The 19,833-nt window shown below is 37.5% G+C and carries 17 protein-coding genes and 3 tRNA genes; 19 read left to right on the top strand and 1 reads right to left on the bottom strand.

Features of this window, described 5'->3' with window-relative positions; genetic code table 11:
- The first annotated feature begins 115 nt into the window (after window positions 1-115).
- The 9 genes from L6469_RS01850 (at window position 116) to L6469_RS01890 (ending at window position 8,522) form a co-directional block, all read left to right on the top strand.
- The gene (locus tag L6469_RS01850; protein WP_027453427.1) at window positions 116-1,864 is read left to right on the top strand and encodes a phospho-sugar mutase; all 1,749 of its coding nucleotides are present in this window, start codon (window positions 116-118) and stop codon (window positions 1,862-1,864) included.
- A gap of 89 nt (window positions 1,865-1,953) precedes the next feature.
- Window positions 1,954-3,021 (top strand): S1 family peptidase, encoded by a 1,068-nt coding sequence (locus L6469_RS01855; protein WP_027453428.1) that lies wholly within the window; start codon window positions 1,954-1,956, stop codon window positions 3,019-3,021.
- A 160-nt stretch (window positions 3,022-3,181) separates the two neighbouring features.
- Complete coding sequence (locus tag L6469_RS01860; RefSeq protein ID WP_006282425.1) at window positions 3,182-3,628, top strand: hypothetical protein; 447 nt, start codon at window positions 3,182-3,184, stop codon at window positions 3,626-3,628.
- A 187-nt stretch (window positions 3,629-3,815) separates the two neighbouring features.
- A tRNA-Ser gene (locus tag L6469_RS01865) sits at window positions 3,816-3,902 on the top strand.
- A 35-nt stretch (window positions 3,903-3,937) separates the two neighbouring features.
- A tRNA-Glu gene (locus tag L6469_RS01870) sits at window positions 3,938-4,009 on the top strand.
- 51 nt (window positions 4,010-4,060) lie between these two features.
- A tRNA-Glu gene (locus L6469_RS01875) sits at window positions 4,061-4,132 on the top strand.
- A 219-nt stretch (window positions 4,133-4,351) separates the two neighbouring features.
- Window positions 4,352-6,343 carry a DUF3857 domain-containing protein gene (locus L6469_RS01880; protein ID WP_081657086.1) on the top strand — a complete coding sequence of 664 codons (1,992 nt, stop codon included), beginning with the start codon at window positions 4,352-4,354 and terminating at the stop codon, window positions 6,341-6,343.
- Window positions 6,344-8,215 carry a DUF3857 domain-containing protein gene (locus L6469_RS01885; RefSeq protein WP_006282422.1) on the top strand — a complete coding sequence of 624 codons (1,872 nt, stop codon included), beginning with the start codon at window positions 6,344-6,346 and terminating at the stop codon, window positions 8,213-8,215. It abuts the gene before it with no gap.
- Window positions 8,216-8,321: 106 nt separating this feature from the next.
- Entirely contained in the window at window positions 8,322-8,522 is a 201-nt protein-coding gene (locus L6469_RS01890) for a DUF4250 domain-containing protein (RefSeq protein WP_006282421.1), read from the top strand.
- 77 nt (window positions 8,523-8,599) lie between these two features.
- Here L6469_RS01890 and L6469_RS01895 read toward each other — a convergent pair whose 3' ends face one another.
- Window positions 8,600-9,418 carry a hypothetical protein gene (locus L6469_RS01895; protein WP_027453432.1) on the bottom strand — a complete coding sequence of 273 codons (819 nt, stop codon included), beginning with the start codon at window positions 9,416-9,418 and terminating at the stop codon, window positions 8,600-8,602.
- A gap of 136 nt (window positions 9,419-9,554) precedes the next feature.
- On the opposite strand from L6469_RS01895, the gene L6469_RS01900 reads away from it, so the two are divergent.
- The 10 genes from L6469_RS01900 (at window position 9,555) to L6469_RS01945 (ending at window position 19,831) form a co-directional block, all read left to right on the top strand.
- Window positions 9,555-10,826: a replication-associated recombination protein A gene (locus L6469_RS01900; RefSeq protein ID WP_006282419.1), complete on the top strand. Its 1,272-nt coding sequence runs from the start codon at window positions 9,555-9,557 to the stop codon at window positions 10,824-10,826.
- Between the two features lie 103 nt (window positions 10,827-10,929).
- Complete coding sequence (locus tag L6469_RS01905; protein WP_006282418.1) at window positions 10,930-11,886, top strand: D-2-hydroxyacid dehydrogenase; 957 nt, start codon at window positions 10,930-10,932, stop codon at window positions 11,884-11,886.
- Between the two features lie 16 nt (window positions 11,887-11,902).
- Window positions 11,903-12,538, top strand: a complete 636-nt coding sequence (locus L6469_RS01910) for a trimeric intracellular cation channel family protein (RefSeq protein ID WP_006282417.1) — start codon at window positions 11,903-11,905, stop codon at window positions 12,536-12,538.
- Window positions 12,539-12,549: 11 nt separating this feature from the next.
- Window positions 12,550-13,248 carry a hypothetical protein gene (locus tag L6469_RS01915; RefSeq protein ID WP_039870376.1) on the top strand — a complete coding sequence of 233 codons (699 nt, stop codon included), beginning with the start codon at window positions 12,550-12,552 and terminating at the stop codon, window positions 13,246-13,248.
- 116 nt (window positions 13,249-13,364) lie between these two features.
- Complete coding sequence (locus L6469_RS01920) at window positions 13,365-14,513, top strand: OmpA family protein (RefSeq protein WP_006282416.1); 1,149 nt, start codon at window positions 13,365-13,367, stop codon at window positions 14,511-14,513.
- 239 nt (window positions 14,514-14,752) lie between these two features.
- On the top strand, window positions 14,753-15,748 hold the full coding sequence (locus L6469_RS01925; RefSeq protein WP_006282415.1) for an AAA family ATPase: 996 nt from the start codon (window positions 14,753-14,755) through the stop codon (window positions 15,746-15,748).
- Between the two features lie 54 nt (window positions 15,749-15,802).
- Window positions 15,803-16,672 (top strand): DUF58 domain-containing protein, encoded by an 870-nt coding sequence (locus L6469_RS01930; protein ID WP_006282414.1) that lies wholly within the window; start codon window positions 15,803-15,805, stop codon window positions 16,670-16,672.
- Window positions 16,673-16,694: 22 nt separating this feature from the next.
- Entirely contained in the window at window positions 16,695-17,774 is a 1,080-nt protein-coding gene (locus L6469_RS01935; protein ID WP_006282413.1) for a hypothetical protein, read from the top strand.
- Window positions 17,775-17,804: 30 nt separating this feature from the next.
- Entirely contained in the window at window positions 17,805-18,803 is a 999-nt protein-coding gene (locus L6469_RS01940; RefSeq protein WP_074802989.1) for a vWA domain-containing protein, read from the top strand.
- Window positions 18,804-18,808: 5 nt separating this feature from the next.
- The gene (locus tag L6469_RS01945; RefSeq protein ID WP_006282410.1) at window positions 18,809-19,831 is read left to right on the top strand and encodes a vWA domain-containing protein; all 1,023 of its coding nucleotides are present in this window, start codon (window positions 18,809-18,811) and stop codon (window positions 19,829-19,831) included.
- Window positions 19,832-19,833: the final 2 nt, after the last annotated feature.

The raw sequence follows: 19,833 nt of genomic DNA on the forward strand, positions 1-19,833 counted from the left end.
ATCAAGTTTAGGTTACAAATTTACAAAAAAATATTCAAACACCCTTGATTTTTCAGTTTTATTGATTATCTTTGTGATGTTCAAAATAAAAAATCTAATATTAAATATTAAATATATGGCTAATAACGCAGAATTAATCGCCCTATGTGAGGCGAAAGCAAAAGCATGGTTGTCTCCAGCTTTTGATGAGGAGACTCGTAAGGAAGTACAGGCAAAACTTGATAATGATGATAAAACCGAACTAATCGAGAGCTTCTATAAGGATCTTGAATTTGGTACCGGTGGTCTTCGTGGTATTATGGGTGCAGGTTCTAACCGTATGAATATCTACACTGTAGGTATGGCTACTCAGGGTTTTGCGAACTACTTGAAGAAAAATTTTGCGGACAAGAAAGAGATTTCTGTAGTCGTATGTTACGACTGTCGTAACAATAGTAGCAAGTTTGCTCAGGCGGTTGCTGATATATTCTCTGCTAACGGTATTAAAGTATATCTCTTCGATGAAATGCGTCCTACACCTGAGTGTTCTTTCGCTATTCGTCATTTTGGCTGTCAGGGTGGTGTAAACCTTACTGCTAGCCATAACCCACGTGAGTATAATGGTTATAAGGCTTACTGGGAGGATGGTGCACAGGTTTTGGCTCCACATGATAAGGGTATTATTGACGAAGTAAATAAGGTTAAAGTTGAGGATGTTAAGTTTACTGGCAATAAAGACCTTATCCAGATGATTGGTGAGGATGTAGATAAGATTTACCTTGATAAAGTACAGACTTTGAGCATTGATCCAGAAGTTATCAAGCGTCAGAAGGATCTTTGTATCGTTTATACACCACTTCATGGAACAGGTAGGGTTATGATTCCTGCATCACTTAAGCAGTGGGGATTTGAAAATGTACATTGTGTAAAGGAGCAGATGGTTAAAGATGGAAATTTCTCAACAGTAGATCGTCCAAACCCAGAGTTTGCTGAGGCTCTTACTCTCGGTCTTCGTGATGCTAAGGCTCTTGATGCAGATATCCTGATGGCTAGTGATCCTGATGCAGACCGTATTGGTATGGCTTGCAAGAATGATAAGGGTGAATGGGTACTTATCAATGGTAACCAGACTTGTATGATTTTCTTGTGGTACATCATTGCTAACCGTAAGGCTGTTGGTAAGATGAAACCTACTGATTTTATTGTTAAGACAATCGTTACTACAGAGAATATCAAGAAGATTGCTGATAAGAACAATATTGAAATGCGTGATTGTTACACTGGTTTCAAGTGGATTGCTCGTGAAATTGCGATTTCTGAAGGAAAGCAGCAGTATATTGGTGGTGGTGAGGAAAGTTATGGTTTCCTTGCTGAAGACTTCGTTCGTGATAAGGATTCTGTATCTGCATGTTCTCTTCTTGCTGAGATTTGTGCTTATGCCAAGGATAATGGTAAGACTCTATATGATATATTGATGGATATCTATATGGAATATGGCTATTCTAAGGAAACCCTCATCAATGTAGAACGTCCTGGTAAGAGCGGTGCTGATGAAATTCAGCAGATGATGATTAACTTCCGTGAGCATCCTCTTCAGGAACTTGGTGGAAGTAAGGTCGTATTGCTGAAGGATTACAAGAGTCTCGAAGCTAAAGATGCACAGGGTAATGTTACCAAACTTGTTATGCCTGAAACTAGCAATGTTCTTCAGTGGTTCTGTGAAGATGGTACTAAGGTTAGTGCTCGTCCATCAGGTACAGAGCCTAAGATTAAGTTCTATATCGAGATTAAGGATAATATGACAGATCCTTCTCAGTTCGAAGCTCTTGAGGCTAAAGCAGAGAAGCATGTTGAAGCTATCAAAAAGAGCCTTGGTTTGGCTTAATAGCTATCATGTTATTAGTTCTTAGACTTTTCAACTAGATTTATAGGGGGTGTCGCATGTTTTTGCGATGCCCCTAATATGTTTTGGATATGAAGAAAACTTTATATGTGTTGTTAGGAGTGGTCTTGTTGTTTGTATCTTGTGGTAAACGGGAAATGACGGCTCAACAAATTTTTGATGAGGAAAAATCGGGTGTAGTACTCATTATGAATAAGTATTATTATGAACTGACGCTGCCTAGTGGGTACCAACTTTTTTTCTCGCATATTGGTGAAGATGGTTTACAAAATCTTACAGATATTCGCGATTCGATTCTTCGGCATCAGAGCGTGGCTACGGGTACAGGTTTCTTTATAGATGAGGAAGGTCGTATAGTTACTAACAGGCATGTTACAGAGACAGAATTTACTCAGTCTGTACTTAGTAAGAATTATGCCGAAGTAGCTAAAATATTGCAGTCTTATATTGGACAACTGATACGTCGAGTGATGGCAGAATATGATGTCTTGGAAAGTAGAAAAGTTTTACTCCAAGGGTATGATATGTTTGGTAATATCGTGATACATAATGAACGAGCTTTGGAGCAGATAACTGCTGCAGAGAAAAAAATATTAGAAGAATATAATCAATTGAGTCGCTTGGTTTCTCAGCTCGGTAATTCTAAATTTCAGAAGGGAATGAAAATACGGGTAGTTAAAACTTTAGGTATAGCCTATGATGGTGATAAAGTCAGAAGTGAGTCAGACTTCCTTAGAACCAATCCGGCTATAGTTTTAGCAACTTCTAAGGAAGAGGATGCAGATCTTTCTCTTATTCAGTTGAAGAGCAAACAGACACCTGTCAATACTCATATTTTTACGTTTACGGATGATCCTCTCGAAATCGATCAGGAGCTATATATGATAGGTTATAATGCAGGCTTAATTTTGGCTAATACTCAGAAGGGAATCAGTGTGCAGATGACGAGTGGAAAAGTTACTCAAAATCCAGATTCTTCGCGTATTTTGTATAGTATTCCTACGGTACAGGGAAGTAGTGGATCTCCTGTCCTCAACAAATATGGTGAGGTGGTAGGTGTTAATTTTGCAAAACTTAAAGCTAGCGATAATTTTAATTTTGCTATTCCCCAGTCTCGCAAAGATGCTATAGGACTCTGATGAGATTATGTGCATGAAGTGACGGTATCATTTTGTGCACATAATTTTTTTATATGGATACTTTTTGGTATCTTTGCTTCCAAATACTCTAGAAATCAACTAAATGGAAACAAGGAAATTTTTCGAGAGAAGGCACCTGCTCTCAGCACTATTAACGATAATGACATTAATTGTATGTGCACCTTTATGTTTATATTTGGCTACAGGAAGTTTTGGCTATGTAGGCTGGTTGGAGATATTGGTCCATATAATAGGCTGGTTTGGATTCTTACAGTGTCTTTTTTTTATATGGTATCTTTGTATGCGTTACTTTGATCTTTGTATAAAACGCAAACCTGCTGTGGTTGCTAAAAAAGATGAACTTCTTGTGTATTCGCCTTTTGCTCGTCATTACCTCCACATTGACTGGAATGATATTAGCGATTTTCAGGCAGAACGAGCTAAGGGATGTAGCTTTTTCTATCCATTGTATAAAAATGCTGATGATTATCGTATACCAGCTTTTTTTCCTCATCGTCATTCGGGGTTTAGAATTGATGCTGTACGAACGAAATATCTTGAGGTAGATAAGTATCAGCTTATCGGCATTCTCAAACAATATTTATAGTTTGAGCTTAAGTGAAGTAGGATGGAGTACTGGTAAATCTGAAATGCTATATAATAAGGTGAAAAATAAAAATGAAAGTTTTTTTGAAAAAAAACAGTAAAAAGTTTGGTGGGATAAAATAAAAATACTACCTTTGCACTCGCAATTCAGAAATGAAGCTTGGCAACTCGGTAACGAGCCCGTGACTGGAAGGTTGGGTGAGTGGCTGAAACCACCAGTTTGCTAAACTGACGTGCGGGTAACCGTACCGGGGGTTCGAATCCCCCACCTTCCGCTCTTCGGGGGTCAGGCAAATGTAATTGCACTAACGGTCGGTTCATCTAACGGTTAGGATACAAGATTCTCAATCTTGGCATAAGGGTTCGATTCCCTTACCGACTACGTAATATATAACCTCTCCTTTTTAGAAGAGGTTTTTTTTGACCCTTAATTGGTCGGTTCATCTAACGGTTAGGATACAAGATTCTCAATCTTGGCATAAGGGTTCGATTCCCTTACCGACTACCTTTCAATCACGATTTTAAATTTCTAGAATTAACAACAACAATGAGAAGACTTATAGTCTTCTCTTTTCTCAAATACTAGTGGATTATTTTCCTAAATTATAATCGTCACTTTTTCCTTTATCTTTTTTGTTTATTTTGATTTTTTTTATAGTTTTGTACTATAAACGCTAAAAGCTAAATACGTAAAAAATTTATAACTAAATTATATTGATATATTATGAAATTATGTAACCTTAAGCGGTTGTTGTTTTCCTTATTTGTACTATCTGTATCTTCTACTGTGATGGCGCAAGAAATGCAACCTAATTTAAAATTCGGAAGTCCCACTAAAGAAGAAATTGCTATGAAAGAGTATCCGGCTGATAAGAAAGCGCCAGCTGTGGTACTTTATCACAATGTAAAACATTTTTATAGTTTGCGGAAGGGGTATTGGCAACTTTATACCGATGTGGATTGTAAAATCAAAATTCTTACTTCAGAAGGTAAGGATGAAGCTAATGTAAGTATTGGGTATTATGAATCAAAAAATGAGTCTTCGATAAAAGAGAAAGTTGTAGGTTTGAAAGCTGTTTCTTATAATATAGAGGATGGAAAAGTTGTGAAGACGAAAATGAAAAGCAGCGAGATTTTTACTGAGCGTATTGATGATAATCATGTGACGACGAAATTCTCCGTGCCTAATGTTAAGCCGGGTAGCGTTATCGAGTATAGCTACCGCAAGGAAAGCGATTTCTATTCCTTGATTGATACGTGGGTAGCTCAGCAGAAAATTCCAGTGCTGTATAGTAGAGTGCAACTATCTATACCAGATCGATTTGTATTTCAGTTTAATCAGTCTGGTGCTCACCAGTTGGAAGCTTCTAAAATGGTATCTAATGTGTACATCGATCTGCCGAGCGAAACAGCCAGTTTATCTGGTACCGATTATGAGTGGGTAGCTAGAAATTTGCCTGGAGTAGATGCTGACAATTACATTTATGATGTAACAGATTTTCTAGATAAAGTTGAGTTTGAACTTTCTGCTATCTATGTTCCTGGTTATGTGTGTGAAAATTTGTCTTCTACATGGGATGCGGTAATTAAGAATTTGAAAGAGGCGGATAGTTTTGGTAAACGACTGAAAATTTCTAATCCGCTGAAAGAGGAGTTGGCTAAACTGAATATTGACAAGATTGTTAACGTAGACGATAAGGTCGCTACTATATTTCATTTACTTAAAAGTAAAGTGAAATGGGATAAGCAATATAGACTTGGTGGTGATAATGCAAGCAAGATATTGAAACGTGGTACGGGCAGTAATGCTGACATCAATTTTATACTCATCGCTATGCTAAAGGCAGCTGGACTAAAAGCTTATCCAGTGCTGATGAGTTCTCGTGATAATGGTCGAATGGCTTTTTTTCCATCGCTAAGGGGACTAAATACATTTATTGTGGCAGTAGATAAAGGTAATGATAAATATCTTTATCTTGACGGATCATCAGAAGATGGATCGTTGTACGCTCTGCCTTCCAATCTGCTTGTAGATCGTTGTATACTTGTGCGTGATGATACTTTTGATTGGGTGGATGTGCAACATGCTATGAAGGGATTAGAACAAATTTTTATTGAATCAGAAATTGACGAGAAAGGTATTGTGAGAGGACACTTTCAGTCAGTTATGAAAGATGAAAGTGCTGCTGATTTCCGTCATGATTTCCGCGAAGTTAAAGATAGTATTGCCTTCGTTGACAGTATGGCTAAGGCGGATGGCCTAAGGATAACCAATTATAAGATGAATGATATGAATGTGGAGCGTATCTCTACACATGAGTTCGATTTTGTTAAGGCTTATGATGCTACAGAAGACCGTATATATGTCAATCCGATGATTGTGGGATTCTTACACGAAAATCCATTTAAAAAGGAAACTCGTGAGCTTCCTGTTGAGTTTGCACATCTCAATACTATAGTGCAGACGGTAAGCATAAAGCTACCTGAGGGATATGTAGTGGAAGAATTGCCTAAGGGGGTGATGACCTATACGGTTGATAAAGGACTTGAGTTTGTCTTTATGGTAAACCAAAATAGTGAAGGAGTCCTGCAGATGCAGTATAGATTTAATGTAAAACGTCTATTATTTGGTGTAGATGAATATGAGTATGTTAAGCATATCTTCGAGTCCGTGGTAAAACGTTTAGATGATATGGTGGTCCTTAAAAAGGTATAAATGATGCAGATACGTAGATTTTTAATGGTGGCAATACTGGTGGTCATGACACTTATTGCTTACGCAGAATCCCATGTGATAGTTGAAAATGAAGTAACGCAAGTCATTTGTACTGATGTGCGTCATGCTACCGTGAAATATATGCTTTGCTACAAAATACTTGACGAGAAAGCTGCTGACTATGCTCATTTGGTATTGCCATTTGATAAAAACCATAAATTGATAAACTTTAGTGCAGTCTTTACAGATCAGAGCGGTAAGGTGATTAAGAAGGCTAAGAAGACTGATATGGTGCGTTCTGAATATTCACGGGAAATGCTAGGGCATGTAAGCTATATGATGGTGTTCAACTATACGCCACCAGTTTATCCGATTATGGTAACTTATGAATGGGAGGAGTCGTTTACGGATGATGTGCTAGCTTTTCCGATGTTTTATCCTCAGAATGCGTATGATGTGCCGGTTAAGAAAGCGTTTTACCAGCTTACCGTAGTCGACTCTATAGCATGTCGTTATAAGAAAATGAATACCAATGCAGAGGTGAAGGAAACTTCAGATGGTAAAGGTAATAAAGTGTGGACTGTATCGGTAGAAAATTTGCCCTCCATTGAGAAAGAACCTCTCGGGCAGCCTTTGCATGAATTGGCACCAAGAATTTTTTTTGGGCCAGAAACGGCTAAATATCTTGGTACAACGGTAAATCTGAAAGACTGGAAACAGATGGGTAAGTGGCTGTGGAATATTCGAGACGGAAAAACGGCTCTTACTGAAGATATGAAGTCTAAACTACATTCAATGACGGATACCTGTCAATCAGTCAAAAGTAAAATAGATGTGCTGTATAAGTATCTGGAACAGAATACTCGCTATGTAAATATAACTCTCGGTATAGGTGGGTATCAACCGGTAGCAGCTGCAGAAGTATGCCGTACAGGATTTGGTGACTGTAAAGGCTTGAGTAACTTTATGCATGCTATGCTTAAGGAAGTGGGAGTGCCATCAAGCGAGGTTGTTATCAGCACCAAGTACGATAAGATTTACAAAGATTATCCTAACTTTAATCAATTTAATCACGAGATCCTGATGGTTCCTATGCGGCAGGATACGGTATGGATTGAATGTACCGATGCTAAGATACCTTTAGGTTATTGCCACATGGATATTGCTGGTCACGACTGTCTGGAGGTGGCGGCTGAAGGAGGAAAATTTCTAAAGGTGCCATCGTATAAGGATGCTGATAATCGGGAAATAACTTGTATGGAGGTCGATTTGCAGGCTAATGGTTCGGCAAAAATGAACTTCTTGCAAGATTCGTATATGAGCGAATATGAACCCTTGATGGGGTTAATTGGAGCAAAGGAGGATGTTCAACGTGAATATATACACCACGTGCTCAACAAACCGCTGGTAACTATCAACTCGCTCGAAATGATTGACGATAAAAAGGCTTATAGTATTCCTCACTATGAGATAAGAGCTAAGTTGGAAGATAAGCAATATGGTCAAGGTAAAGGATTGCGTCTTTTTATCCCAGTTTGTCCGTTACATCAGGAGGTTTCGACTCCTTCTAATCTAAAGGAGAGACAGCAACAATTGGTATTGGATTATGGTTTCTTGCAGGAAGACAGCATTATAGTGCTGATACCTGAGGGATATGTTGTAGAGGCAATTCCCAAAAATATTAAGGAGACTTATCCTTTTGCCGATTTTACATCAGAACTGAAACTGGAAGGGCGTAAGATAGTGCTTTATAATCGTCGTCTGCAAAAGAAAGGACGCTATGATAAATCGCTCTATGCTGATTATTGTAAGTATCGGGAAACACTAGATTCGAGATATTCAAATCAGAAGATAGTGCTGAGAAAAAAATAGTTGGCACATAAAGAAGATATGAAAGGCGGGTGCTAAATATGTCTTGATATTTAGAAATTTTGTTGTAACTTTGCACTCCGAAATCAATGAAGTAAAAAGAAAAACTATGGATTATTTACCAAAGGAGCCAGCCATTCTGGTGTCGAGTATCAATATGTTGCTGCGTGATGAAGAATTTGATTCATTGGAGTCACTCTGTAATTGCTATGATAAAGAAGTTGAAGAGATTAAGAGCTATCTTGGAGAAAACGGCTATGTATATAGCGAAGAACAGAAACAGTTTCGCCCAACAGGATATGATAAATGATAAAAAAGACGTATAAAGCATTATGCTCTATACGTCTTTTTTTGAAAATTCTATCTAAAAATAAATGTTTTTAAATCTTAGTAGTTGTCATCATCATCAACCACGTCTTCAGCCTCAAGATTTAAGTCTTCAGCATTCTCATCAAAGTTAGTGTGATAACTCTCCTCCGTAAGCTTATCATCATCAAATGCATCGTCATCCTCATCAATGTCATTGTAGTGATCATCAATTTCTGGTGCATCATCATCATCATCAATGTCTAAATCACGATTCTTACGATCGAGCTCCTCGTCGTCTTCAAATTTTGTGTGAAGCTTTTCTGATTCAGGTTTTTCTTTTGCGAAGATTGCTTCTGTCCAGTTACCTTTTGTAATTTCAAGAACTTCAAAGCCATCGTTTTTCTTTTTCTCATACATGCCACCTGGTTTGTGCAGGCGATCAGTAGGAAGAGTTGTGTTACTTATGTCAAAACCAGACATGATGATATCCTGAATACTCTGAGATAGACTATCCCAACCACCACCGAAATTACGGTCGATAACATCGAGAAGTTTGGTTGCGCTGATATGGTGAATGTTCTCATAAGTAAGGTCTGTTACGCGCAGAATAGGCTTCTTTTTAATGGCCCATTTTGTACGATTCTGAGAATCGTCAAGACGAACGCTTCCAACTTTAAAACCTCGATTTTCATATTTTGCGATTATTTCAGGCTTATCGACTTTGATCTCCTCAATTTCGAAAGCACTGCGAATTGTATTAATATAGCTTCGCTGATTATCACGAAGGTCAGCTTCCTTCTCAGCAGCTTCCCACATACGGAAAATATCATTTTCCTGCTGATCCCAAACATTGCTCTTAGTAAGCGTCTTGAGAGTAATAGCTTTCTGTTCTTTCATAATTGTAGTTGTATTTGCTGCAAAATTAAATACTAAATTGTTAAAAACCAAACTTTTCATTCAAAAAAATGGTAGCTCTAAAAAAAACAGGTTTACTTCTTCGCTAATCTTAACTTTTTTGTATCTTTGCAATTGTATGAGTGAACCTTTGGCTGAAAGAATGAGACCTCGTACACTAGATGAGTATGTAGGGCAAAAGCATCTGGTGGGTGAGGGGGCTGTGTTGCGCAATATGATTGATGCGGGACGCATTCCTTCCTTTATACTTTGGGGGCCTCCTGGAGTAGGAAAGACAACTTTAGCCCATATTATTGCTAATAAGCTCGAAACCCCTTTTTATACACTGAGTGCTGTAACGAGCGGTGTTAAAGATGTAAGAGAAGTTATCGATAAGGCTGCAAAATCGCAGTTTTTTAATACCATTTCACCTATATTATTTATTGATGAAATACATCGTTTTTCTAAATCGCAGCAAGATTCTTTGCTTGGAGCAGTAGAGCGAGGTACGGTTACACTTATAGGTGCTACAACAGAGAATCCTTCGTTTGAAGTAATTCGGCCATTACTTTCAAGATGTCAGTTATATGTACTGAAGAGCTTGAATAAGGATGATTTGCTTGATTTAATACACCGTGCGTTGACAGAGGATGTGGAATTAAAGAAGCGTAATATAATTTTGAAAGAGCATGGAGCCCTGTTGCGATATAGTGGTGGAGATGCGCGTAAACTGTTGAATATACTGGAGTTGGTAGTTGAGTCAGAAATGGGAGATGTCGAGATTACCGACGATTTGGTGGTGAAAAGATTGCAGCAAAATCCTTTAGCATACGATAAACAGGGGGAGATGCACTATGATATTATATCGGCCTTTATCAAAAGTATCCGTGGTAGTGATCCTGATGCAGCCTTATACTGGTTGGCGCGAATGATAGAGGGGGGAGAAGATCCACAGTTTATAGCAAGAAGATTGGTAATCAGTGCCAGTGAAGATATAGGCTTGGCTAATCCTAATGCTTTGCTACTTGCTAATGCAGCTTTCGATACTGTTATGAAAATCGGTTGGCCTGAGGCAAGAATAGCATTGGCAGAAGCTACAATATATTTGGCTACCAGTGCCAAGAGTAATTCTGCATATATGGGCATCAATGATGCTTTGCAGTTGGTTAAACAGACTGGAAATCTGCCAGTACCATTACCAATACGAAATGCACCAACCCAGTTAATGGCAGATTTAGGCTATCATGATGGTTACAAGTATCCGCATGATTATCCTGGGCATTTTACGGAACAGCAATATCTGCCTGATGCTCTCAAAAATACTAGAATTTGGCACGCGCAGCATTCTCCACAGGAAGAACGACTTTATCAGTGGATGAAAACTTGTTGGGGTGACCGATATGACCAATAATGTAAAAAGGTCCTAATTGAATTCTAAAAATAATGATATAAAAGGTATCGTGTATACTAAAATGATATAAGAATTATATAGAAGTTATAATAAAATCGTAAAGATGAAGATCGTAATTTTAGATGGATATACAGCCAATCCTGGTGATTTAAGTTGGGATGGGCTTAAGGAATATGGAGAGCTTATCGTTTATCCTCGAACAAAGAAGGAAGATGTTGTATCACGTGCTAAAGATGCAGAAATCGTCCTGACGAATAAGGTAGTGCTTGATGCAGAGGTTTTGATACAGTTGCCTAAGTTGAAATATATAGGTGTGCTTGCTACAGGTTATAATGTGGTAGACATCAAGAAAGCTAAAGAATTAGGTATCCTAGTAACTAATATTCCTGCTTATAGTACAGATAGTGTGGCACAGGCAACCTTCGCTTTGATTCTGAATATGACTAATCGAGTGGCTCATTATGCCAACAAAAATCGATTAGGAAGATGGAGTGATAATGATGACTTCTGCTATTGGGATACGCCACTTCGCGAACTGGCCGGGAAGACTCTTGGTATTGTAGGCTTGGGTAGTATAGGATGGAAAGTAGCTCATCTGGCGCTTGACTTTGGAATGGATGTTTTTGCCTATACCAGTAAGAATGCAGCAGATCTTCCTGATGGTATTCAAAAAACAACTTTAGAAGGTCTTTTTTCTGTAAGTGATATTCTTACTCTTCATTGTCCGTTGACAGAAGAAACCTATGAGTTAATCAATAAGAATACTCTTGCAAAGATGAAAGATGGTACAATATTGATTAATACCGGTCGTGGTCCTCTTGTTAACGAAGCAGATGTAGCCGAGGCTCTTCAGACAGGAAAGCTATTGTATTATGGTGCAGATGTAATGTGTCAGGAACCGCCATCTAAAGATAATCCATTACTCAAGCAAAAGAATGCTTTTATTACGCCACATATAGCATGGGCAACTGAAGAGGCACGTACTCGTCTTATAGATACTTGTGTCGAAAATGTAAAATCATTTGTTGAGGGGCAACCTATTAATGTAGTAAATCGATAATATAAACAATATTAATATGCTGTACGAGGATCCTGTTTTTGTAAAAAATCTGCAGGAGGTTATAGAGTTTATTGGTACCTTTGCCTTTGCTATGTCGGGTATCCGATTGGCAGGGGCTAAGCAGTACGACTGGTTTGGTGGATTTGTCTGTGGACTTGTAGTCGCAATTGGCGGAGGTACAATTCGAGATGTCATGTTAGGGCAAACTCCTTTTTGGATGACATCACCAATTTATTTGATATGTACAATGCTAGCACAGGTGGTATTTATTATCTTCCATCATATCTTAAAAAAGTTAGATAATGCGTGGCTTGTTTTTGATACTTTAGGATTAGCGTTGTTCACAATAGCTGGAATCCAAAAATCTTTAGCTTTGGGTTATCCATTTTGGGTGGCGATCATGATGGGATGTATTACAGGCGCTGCAGGAGGTGTTATAAGAGATGTGCTTCTAAATAATGAACCTGTTATATTTCAAAAAGAAATATATGCCATCGCTTGTGTAATCGGAGGTGTCGTATATCAGTTGATGTGGATGGCTGGTGTGAGTTTATATATTACAGTACCTAGTGTATTTGTCGTGGTATGCTTGATACGTTTCCTTGCAGTGAGATATCATATATCATTGCCAAAACTACATTCTGAAGATTAAAAAATAGTGGTATGAAAAGATCTTTGGCCTTGATGGCTTTTAGTATATTAATAACCTTTTCGCCTGTGCAAATTGCTCATGCAAGCAAGATGAATAAGCAAGTAACAGTATATTTGAAGAAAGGCGAAGTTAAAGTTGCCATACTAAGAAACGAACTGAATAAACTTGATGCTCATGTAGATGTATATCTAAAAGATACCGGCGAACGTGTCCGCTATAAAGCGGAATCGTTAGACAGTATTGTAATGACAGATAACGGACAACGTACAGTATGGGAATCGAAATGGATAAATCAAAGTTATAATCTAAGTTCTCCTGTAAACACGGATAGGCCATTGTTGGTAAAAAGAATTTGGAAAGGTGAAAGAACTAGTGTATATACTAGCCGAGTGGCAGAAATGACGAGTAATGCCAATAAACATTATTTTAGTCAACAAGTTGATCAGTTCTATTATGGATTAAATACAGAAAAAGAGATTCGATTGTATTATTCAGAATCGTTAGTGCCAGGAACTATCAATTTGGGTAATTTTAATGTTACAGGTTTGTCTCTTGGTGGTAGTATGAAATTGTCTTCAATGGCAAAGTTTTTTCCTCAGTATCCTGTGTTCCAAAAAAGATTGGAAACTATAAGTGTTAAACGGCGTGTGTTTCATAAAGATAAAGCCATCATTATCAAGTATCTTGATGAGTATCTTCGCATAAAATAATTTGATTAACTATTTTTTAAGAAATTCTTCCTTTTTAAAATAATATGTTTATCTTTGCATCTTATTAATGCAGTGTAATATAGTAAATAATATAGTAAAATTTCAAGAATATAGGTATGAAAAAGTTAATAATGGGATTGGCGTTAGCAACTTGTGCGATGACAGGTTTTGCCCAGGAAGATTTACCAGAACAGAAGTATAGTGTTGCAACAAACTCTTTCTTTAGCAACTGGTTTGTGCAAGTTGGTGCAGATTGGAATGCTTTCTATTCGAATGAAGAGCATGGTTTAGGTCTATCTCATAGTCCATTTAAAAAGTTTCGTGCCAATCCTGGTGCTTCTATTGCCTTAGGTAAATGGTTTACACCAGGTATAGGTCTTCGCACTAAGTTCCAGGGTATTTGGGGCAAGGCTGTAGTAAATGATCAAACAAAAGGAAATCATAACAAATACCTTATTATTAACGAGCAGGTCTTGTTTAATTTAAGTAATTTGTTTTGTGGCTATAATCCTAATCGGGTGTGGAACGTAATTCCTTTTGTTGGTGCGGGTCTTGGTCGCAATATGAGTGATAATATTAATGTGGTAGATCTTAATGTCGGTTTACAATCTTCTTGGCGTTTAGGTAAAAAAGTAGATGTTTATGTAGAAGCAGGATGGAATCGTCTTGGACAGGCTTTTGATGGTGTTACAGCTGTTAAAGGTAGTTCAAATTATGATGGTGTGTGGGAAAGAAAAGACAATAATTTATATGCAGAGGTTGGTTTTACTTTCAGATTAGGCAAGTCTGGTTGGAGTAAGACTCCAGATGTTGAGGCCTTGAATGCTTTGAATCAAAGTCAGTTAGATGCACTGAATAGCCAATTGGAAGATGCAAATGCAGAAAATGAGCGTTTGCGTGGAGAGTTAGAAGCTAAACAGTCAAATCAAACCTCATCAGTAGTATATAAGAGCGCACCTGTATCCGTATTCTTTAATATAGGTAAAACTAAAATAGCTTCAAGTAAGGATATGGTAAACCTCGAATCTTTTGCAAAATCAGCTAAAGAGAATAATAATAAGATTTTGGTTACTGGATATGCGGATAGCAAAACTGGTTCAGCAGAATATAATCAGAAACTGTCTCAGAGTCGTGCAGATGCAGTGGTTGAAGCTCTTGTTAAATTTGGTGTAGACAAATCGATGATAACAACTCAGGCTAAGGGTGGAGTAGATGATTTGTCACCTGTAGATAATAATCGTCGAGCTACTGTAGAAATACAGTAAATTTATTGCAATAAAGTTATGAAAGATATAATTTTTTGCGAAAAAAATGAAGAAAATCCAGCTGTCTCTTAAACAGCTGGATTTTTTTTTGCTTATAATCATTGAAATTTTCTTAATTTCTATACTTCTAAAAAGTTTTTTAATATTATTTAGACTGCTGTATTCGCTTAGCCCATCATTTTTGCTTACTTTTGCGTGTGTAAAAAAAAGATGGAAAAACTTCTATAGATTAAAATATTATGGCAGAATCAATAGATATTCGAGAATTAAACATTCGGATAGAACAGCAAAGTCAGTTTATTACTAATCTGACTACTGGCATGAATAAAGTTATTGTAGGACAGAGGCATTTAGTAGACTCGCTATTGATCGGTCTTCTGAGTGATGGTCATATCCTTTTGGAGGGTGTTCCTGGTTTGGCTAAAACATTGGCTATTAAGACACTTTCACAGTTGATTGATTCAGATTACAGTCGTATTCAATTTACTCCAGATTTATTGCCAGCCGATGTTGTAGGAACCCTAATCTATTCACAGAAAGATGAAAAATTTCAAGTAAAACAGGGACCTGTGTTTGCCAATTTTGTGCTTGCCGATGAAATAAACCGTGCACCTGCAAAAGTTCAGAGTGCTTTGCTAGAAGCTATGCAGGAACATCAAGTAACAATTGGTGATAATACATTTAAGTTGCCAAATCCATTCCTTGTAATGGCGACTCAGAACCCTATAGAACAAGAGGGTACATATCAGTTGCCTGAGGCGCAGATGGACCGTTTTATGTTGAAAGTGATTATTGATTATCCTACAATTGAAGAGGAAAAACTTATTATTCGTGAAAACATTCAGAGGCACATGCCAACTGTAACTCCTGTAACAACAGCAGATGAAATAATCAAAGCTCGCGAGGTTGTAAATCAGGTATATCTTGATGAGAAAATAGAACAGTATATTGCGGATATTGTTTTTGCTACCCGTTATCCAGAGCGATATGGTTTGAAGGAACTTAAAAACTTCATTACTTATGGTGGTAGTCCTCGTGCAAGTATTAATTTAGCAAAAGCTGCTCGTGCATATGCGTTTATCAAACACAGAGGTTATGTTATTCCTGAGGATGTTAGGGCTGTAGCATATGATGTATTGCGTCATCGTATCGGACTGTCGTATGAGGCTGAAGCTGATAGTGTAAACTCTGAAGAAATTATCAGTAAAATTATTAATAAAGTGGAAGTGCCTTAAGGTTTATGGCACTTGGATTAATAGTTAGGCGTCTAGATCTTTTCAATTCGAATAATGGATACAGAAGATATATTTAAAAAAGTTCGTAAAATCGAAATCAAAACTCGTGGACTGAGTCAAAATATCTTTGCAGGTCAATATCATTCAGCCTTTAAGGGTAGAGGTATGGCCTTTGCAGAGGTGCGAGGATATCAATTTGGCGATGATGTACGCGATATTGATTGGAATGTTACGGCTCGTTATCATAAACCTTTTGTAAAGGTCTTCGAGGAAGAACGAGAATTAACAGTGATGCTGTTGATAGATGTCAGTGGGTCACTTGAATTTGGTACTTCTCGGCAGATGAAAAAGGATATGGTAACAGAAATAGCAGCTACACTCGCTTTCAGTGCTATCCAAAATAATGATAAGATAGGTGTCATCTTCTTCTCTGATCGTATAGAAAAATATATTCCACCCCAAAAAGGAAAGAAGCATATATTATATCTTATACGTGAGATGCTCGACTTTCATCCACAAAGCCTGCGCACTGACATTGGTGCGGCTATGGAGTACCTTACTCGTGTTATGCGTAGACGCTGTACGGCATTCGTACTGAGCGATTTCTATGATCAACGAGATTTTAAGAAACCATTACAGATTGCTAACCAAAAACATGATGTGGTAGCTATTCAGGTATATGACCAAAGAGCAAAATCTCTTCCAGATGTTGGACTTATTAAGGTGATGGATGCTGAAACAGGGCATGAGATGTATCTTGATACGTCTTCTAAAAAATTGAGAATTGCACACGAACAGGCTTGGAAGATGAGAGAAGATTCTCTAAAACAAACATTTGCTAAGAGTAAAGTGGACTGGACTAGTGTGGCAACTCATGAGGATTTTGTTCAAGCACTGATATTGCTTTTTAAACAAAGAAGTTAAAGACGATTGTACTCGTAAAAAAATGAAAAATTGGTATAGACATATAATCTTTACACTCGTTGTATTATCAACTCCTATAGCTGGTAGTTCTCAGGTACAGGTGGAACAGCAAATTGATTCTATCCAAATAATGATAGGACAGCAGACCGATTTGCATGTTAGGGTTACCTTACCCAAGGGAAAACGTGTAGACTTCCCTTCATTAAAGCCATCTCAGTATATTACTCCTGGTGTAGAAGTATTGAAAATGAAGGATGATACAACTGAGGTCGATGATAAATCAACCCGTATAACACGTTCTTATACATTGACCTCTTTTGATGAGAAAATATATGCTATTCCGGCTTTGAAAGTAAAGGTCGCTGGTAAATCTTACCAAGGCAATCAGTTAGCACTGAAAGTTCTTACGGTACCTGTAGATACAATTCATCCAAATCAGTTTTATCCACCTAAAGATGTACAGGATAATCCTTTTTCTTGGGCAGAATGGGCTCCTTTGTTTTGGTTAAGTATCCTCTTCCTGTTGTTATGTGGAGTGGGCTTTTATCTGTATGATAGATTAAGAAAAAATAAGCCTGTTATTACACATATTAAGATAGTAAAGAAGGTTCCTGCTCATCAGAAAGCACTTCATGAAATCAATGAGATGAAACAGCATCGTGTAGAAACTCAGGAAGGTCAGAAGGAATATTATACAAGATTGACGGATACGCTTCGAGAATATATTCAACAGCGATTCGGGTTCAATGCTATGGAGATGACAAGTTCTGAAATTATAGAACATCTTCAGGCAACAGGAGATAAAACTATGATTAGAGAGCTTCATGAACTTTTCCAAACTGCTGATCTTGTGAAGTTTGCTAAATACGAAACCTTAATTAATGAGAATGATGCAAATTTGGTCAATGCTATAAACTTTATAGATCAGACTAAAACGGATGAAATACCAACAGAAGAAAAGGTAAAGCCACAATTGAGTGATGATGATGTGAAAACACGCAAGAACCGTATTGTTCTAAAATCGTTGATAGCTGGTCTTATTATTGCATCATTGGCTATTTTAGGTTATGTTATATATAATGTGGTCATGTTACTGATGTAAATGACTAGATAAGAGAACACATATAAAAAGATGGAATTTGCAAGTAAAGGATATTTCCTGCTTCTGCTTCTACTGATACCTTATATACTATGGTATTTTTTATATAGTAAGAAGAGTGAGCCAGCTTTAAGGATGGCAGACACCAATCCGTATCGTTATGCGCCAAAAAGTTGGCGTGTACGTTTGATACATCTGCCAATGTTCTTAAGGTGTATTACGTTCATATTGTTGGTTTTTATACTGGCACGCCCTCAGACCCATAATTCTTGGAATAACCGACAGGTGGAAGGTATAAATATTATGTTGGCAATGGATGTTTCTACCAGTATGTTAGCAGAAGATTTGAAGCCGAATCGTATAGAGGCTGCTAAAAATGTAGCTGCAGAATTTATTTCTGGTCGTCCTAATGATAATATCGGACTAACAATTTTTGCTGGAGAATCGTTTACCCAATGCCCGATGACGACAGATCATACCAGTCTGCTTACACTCTTAAAAGATGCACGTACAGATATGGCTGCTACTGGTATGATTGAAGATGGTACAGCTGTAGGTATGGGATTGGCAAACGCAGTATCTCGTTTGAAAGATGTTAAGGGTAAGAGTAAAGTGATAATCCTCCTTACTGATGGTAGTAATAATCGTGGAGATATATCGCCTATGACTGCTGCAGAGATGGCTAAGAGCTATGGCATTCGTGTTTATACGATTGGTGTAGGAACAAATAAAGTTGCTCCTTATCCAATGATGGTTGCAGGAGGAATACAATATGTAAATATGCCTGTAGATATAGATATTCAAACTCTTAAAGAAATAGCAGCAACGACAGAAGGAAATTTCTATCGTGCTACTAATACGGCTCAGTTGAAGAGTATCTATAAAGATATTGATAAACTGGAAAAAACGAAGATGAGTGTTAAGCATTATGCTAAGCGTTATGAAGCTTACCAGCCATTTGCTATGGCTGTAGTGTTTATATTATTGCTTGAAATATTGCTTCGCATAACTTGGTTTAGAAGAATACCTTAAATATTATGTTTAGATTTGACGATCCTGTATATTTATGGCTTCAGCTTCTCGTACCAGTCATGGTTCTGATACGTTTTGTAGGTTGGCGCAGAAGAATTAAGAAAATAAAAAAGTTTGGTGATCCTGAGTTGGTCGCACAATTGATGCCTGATATATCTGTATATCGACCTTCAGTTAAATTTTGGTTAGCTCTAGGTGCATTATCCTTGGCGATTATTATGCTAGCCCGTCCCCAAATGGGTACTCGTATATCTCATGATAAGCGTAATGGAATAGAGACAATGATAGCTTTAGATATTTCTAATTCTATGTTGGCTGAGGATGTTGCTCCATCAAGATTGACTAAGAGTAAGATGCTGGTAGAAAATTTGGTTGATCATTTTAATAATGATCAAATCGGACTGGTGGTTTTTGCAGGCCAATCTTATGTTCAGTTACCTATTACCAGCGATTATGTATCTGCAAAAATGTTTTTGCAAGACATTCAACCAAGTCTTATTCAGACGCAAGGAACAGATATAGCAGGTGCTATCAATACTTGTATGCACGCTTTTACTCCAAATGATAAAGTGGGTAAGGCTATTATCGTTATTACGGATGGCGAAGATCATGAAGGTGGTGCAATTGAGGCTGCTAAAGCAGCTCATGATAGAGGTATTAATGTGTTTATCCTTGGTATAGGAGATTCTAAAGGTGCACCAATTCCAATGGGTAATGGTGACTATCTGAAAGACCGTTCTGGTAATACTGTAATGACTGCTGTAAATGAACAAATGTGTAAGCAAATTGCTGAAGCAGGTAGTGGAAAGTATATCCACGTGGATAATACTAAAGATGCAGAAAATCAGTTGAATGATGATTTAAGTAGATTACAAAAAGGTGAAACTGATAGTGTCATCTATAGTGATTATAATGAACAGTTTCAGGCTGTAGCAATTGTGGTTATGTTTCTGCTAATCTTAGAAATCTGTGTTCTTTACAGGAAGAATCCACTCTTGAAAAATATAAAAATTTTCAAACGGAAGTAATA

Source organism: Segatella baroniae B14 (genome assembly GCF_022024235.1).
Classification (GTDB): Bacteria; Bacteroidota; Bacteroidia; order Bacteroidales; family Bacteroidaceae; genus Prevotella; species Prevotella bryantii.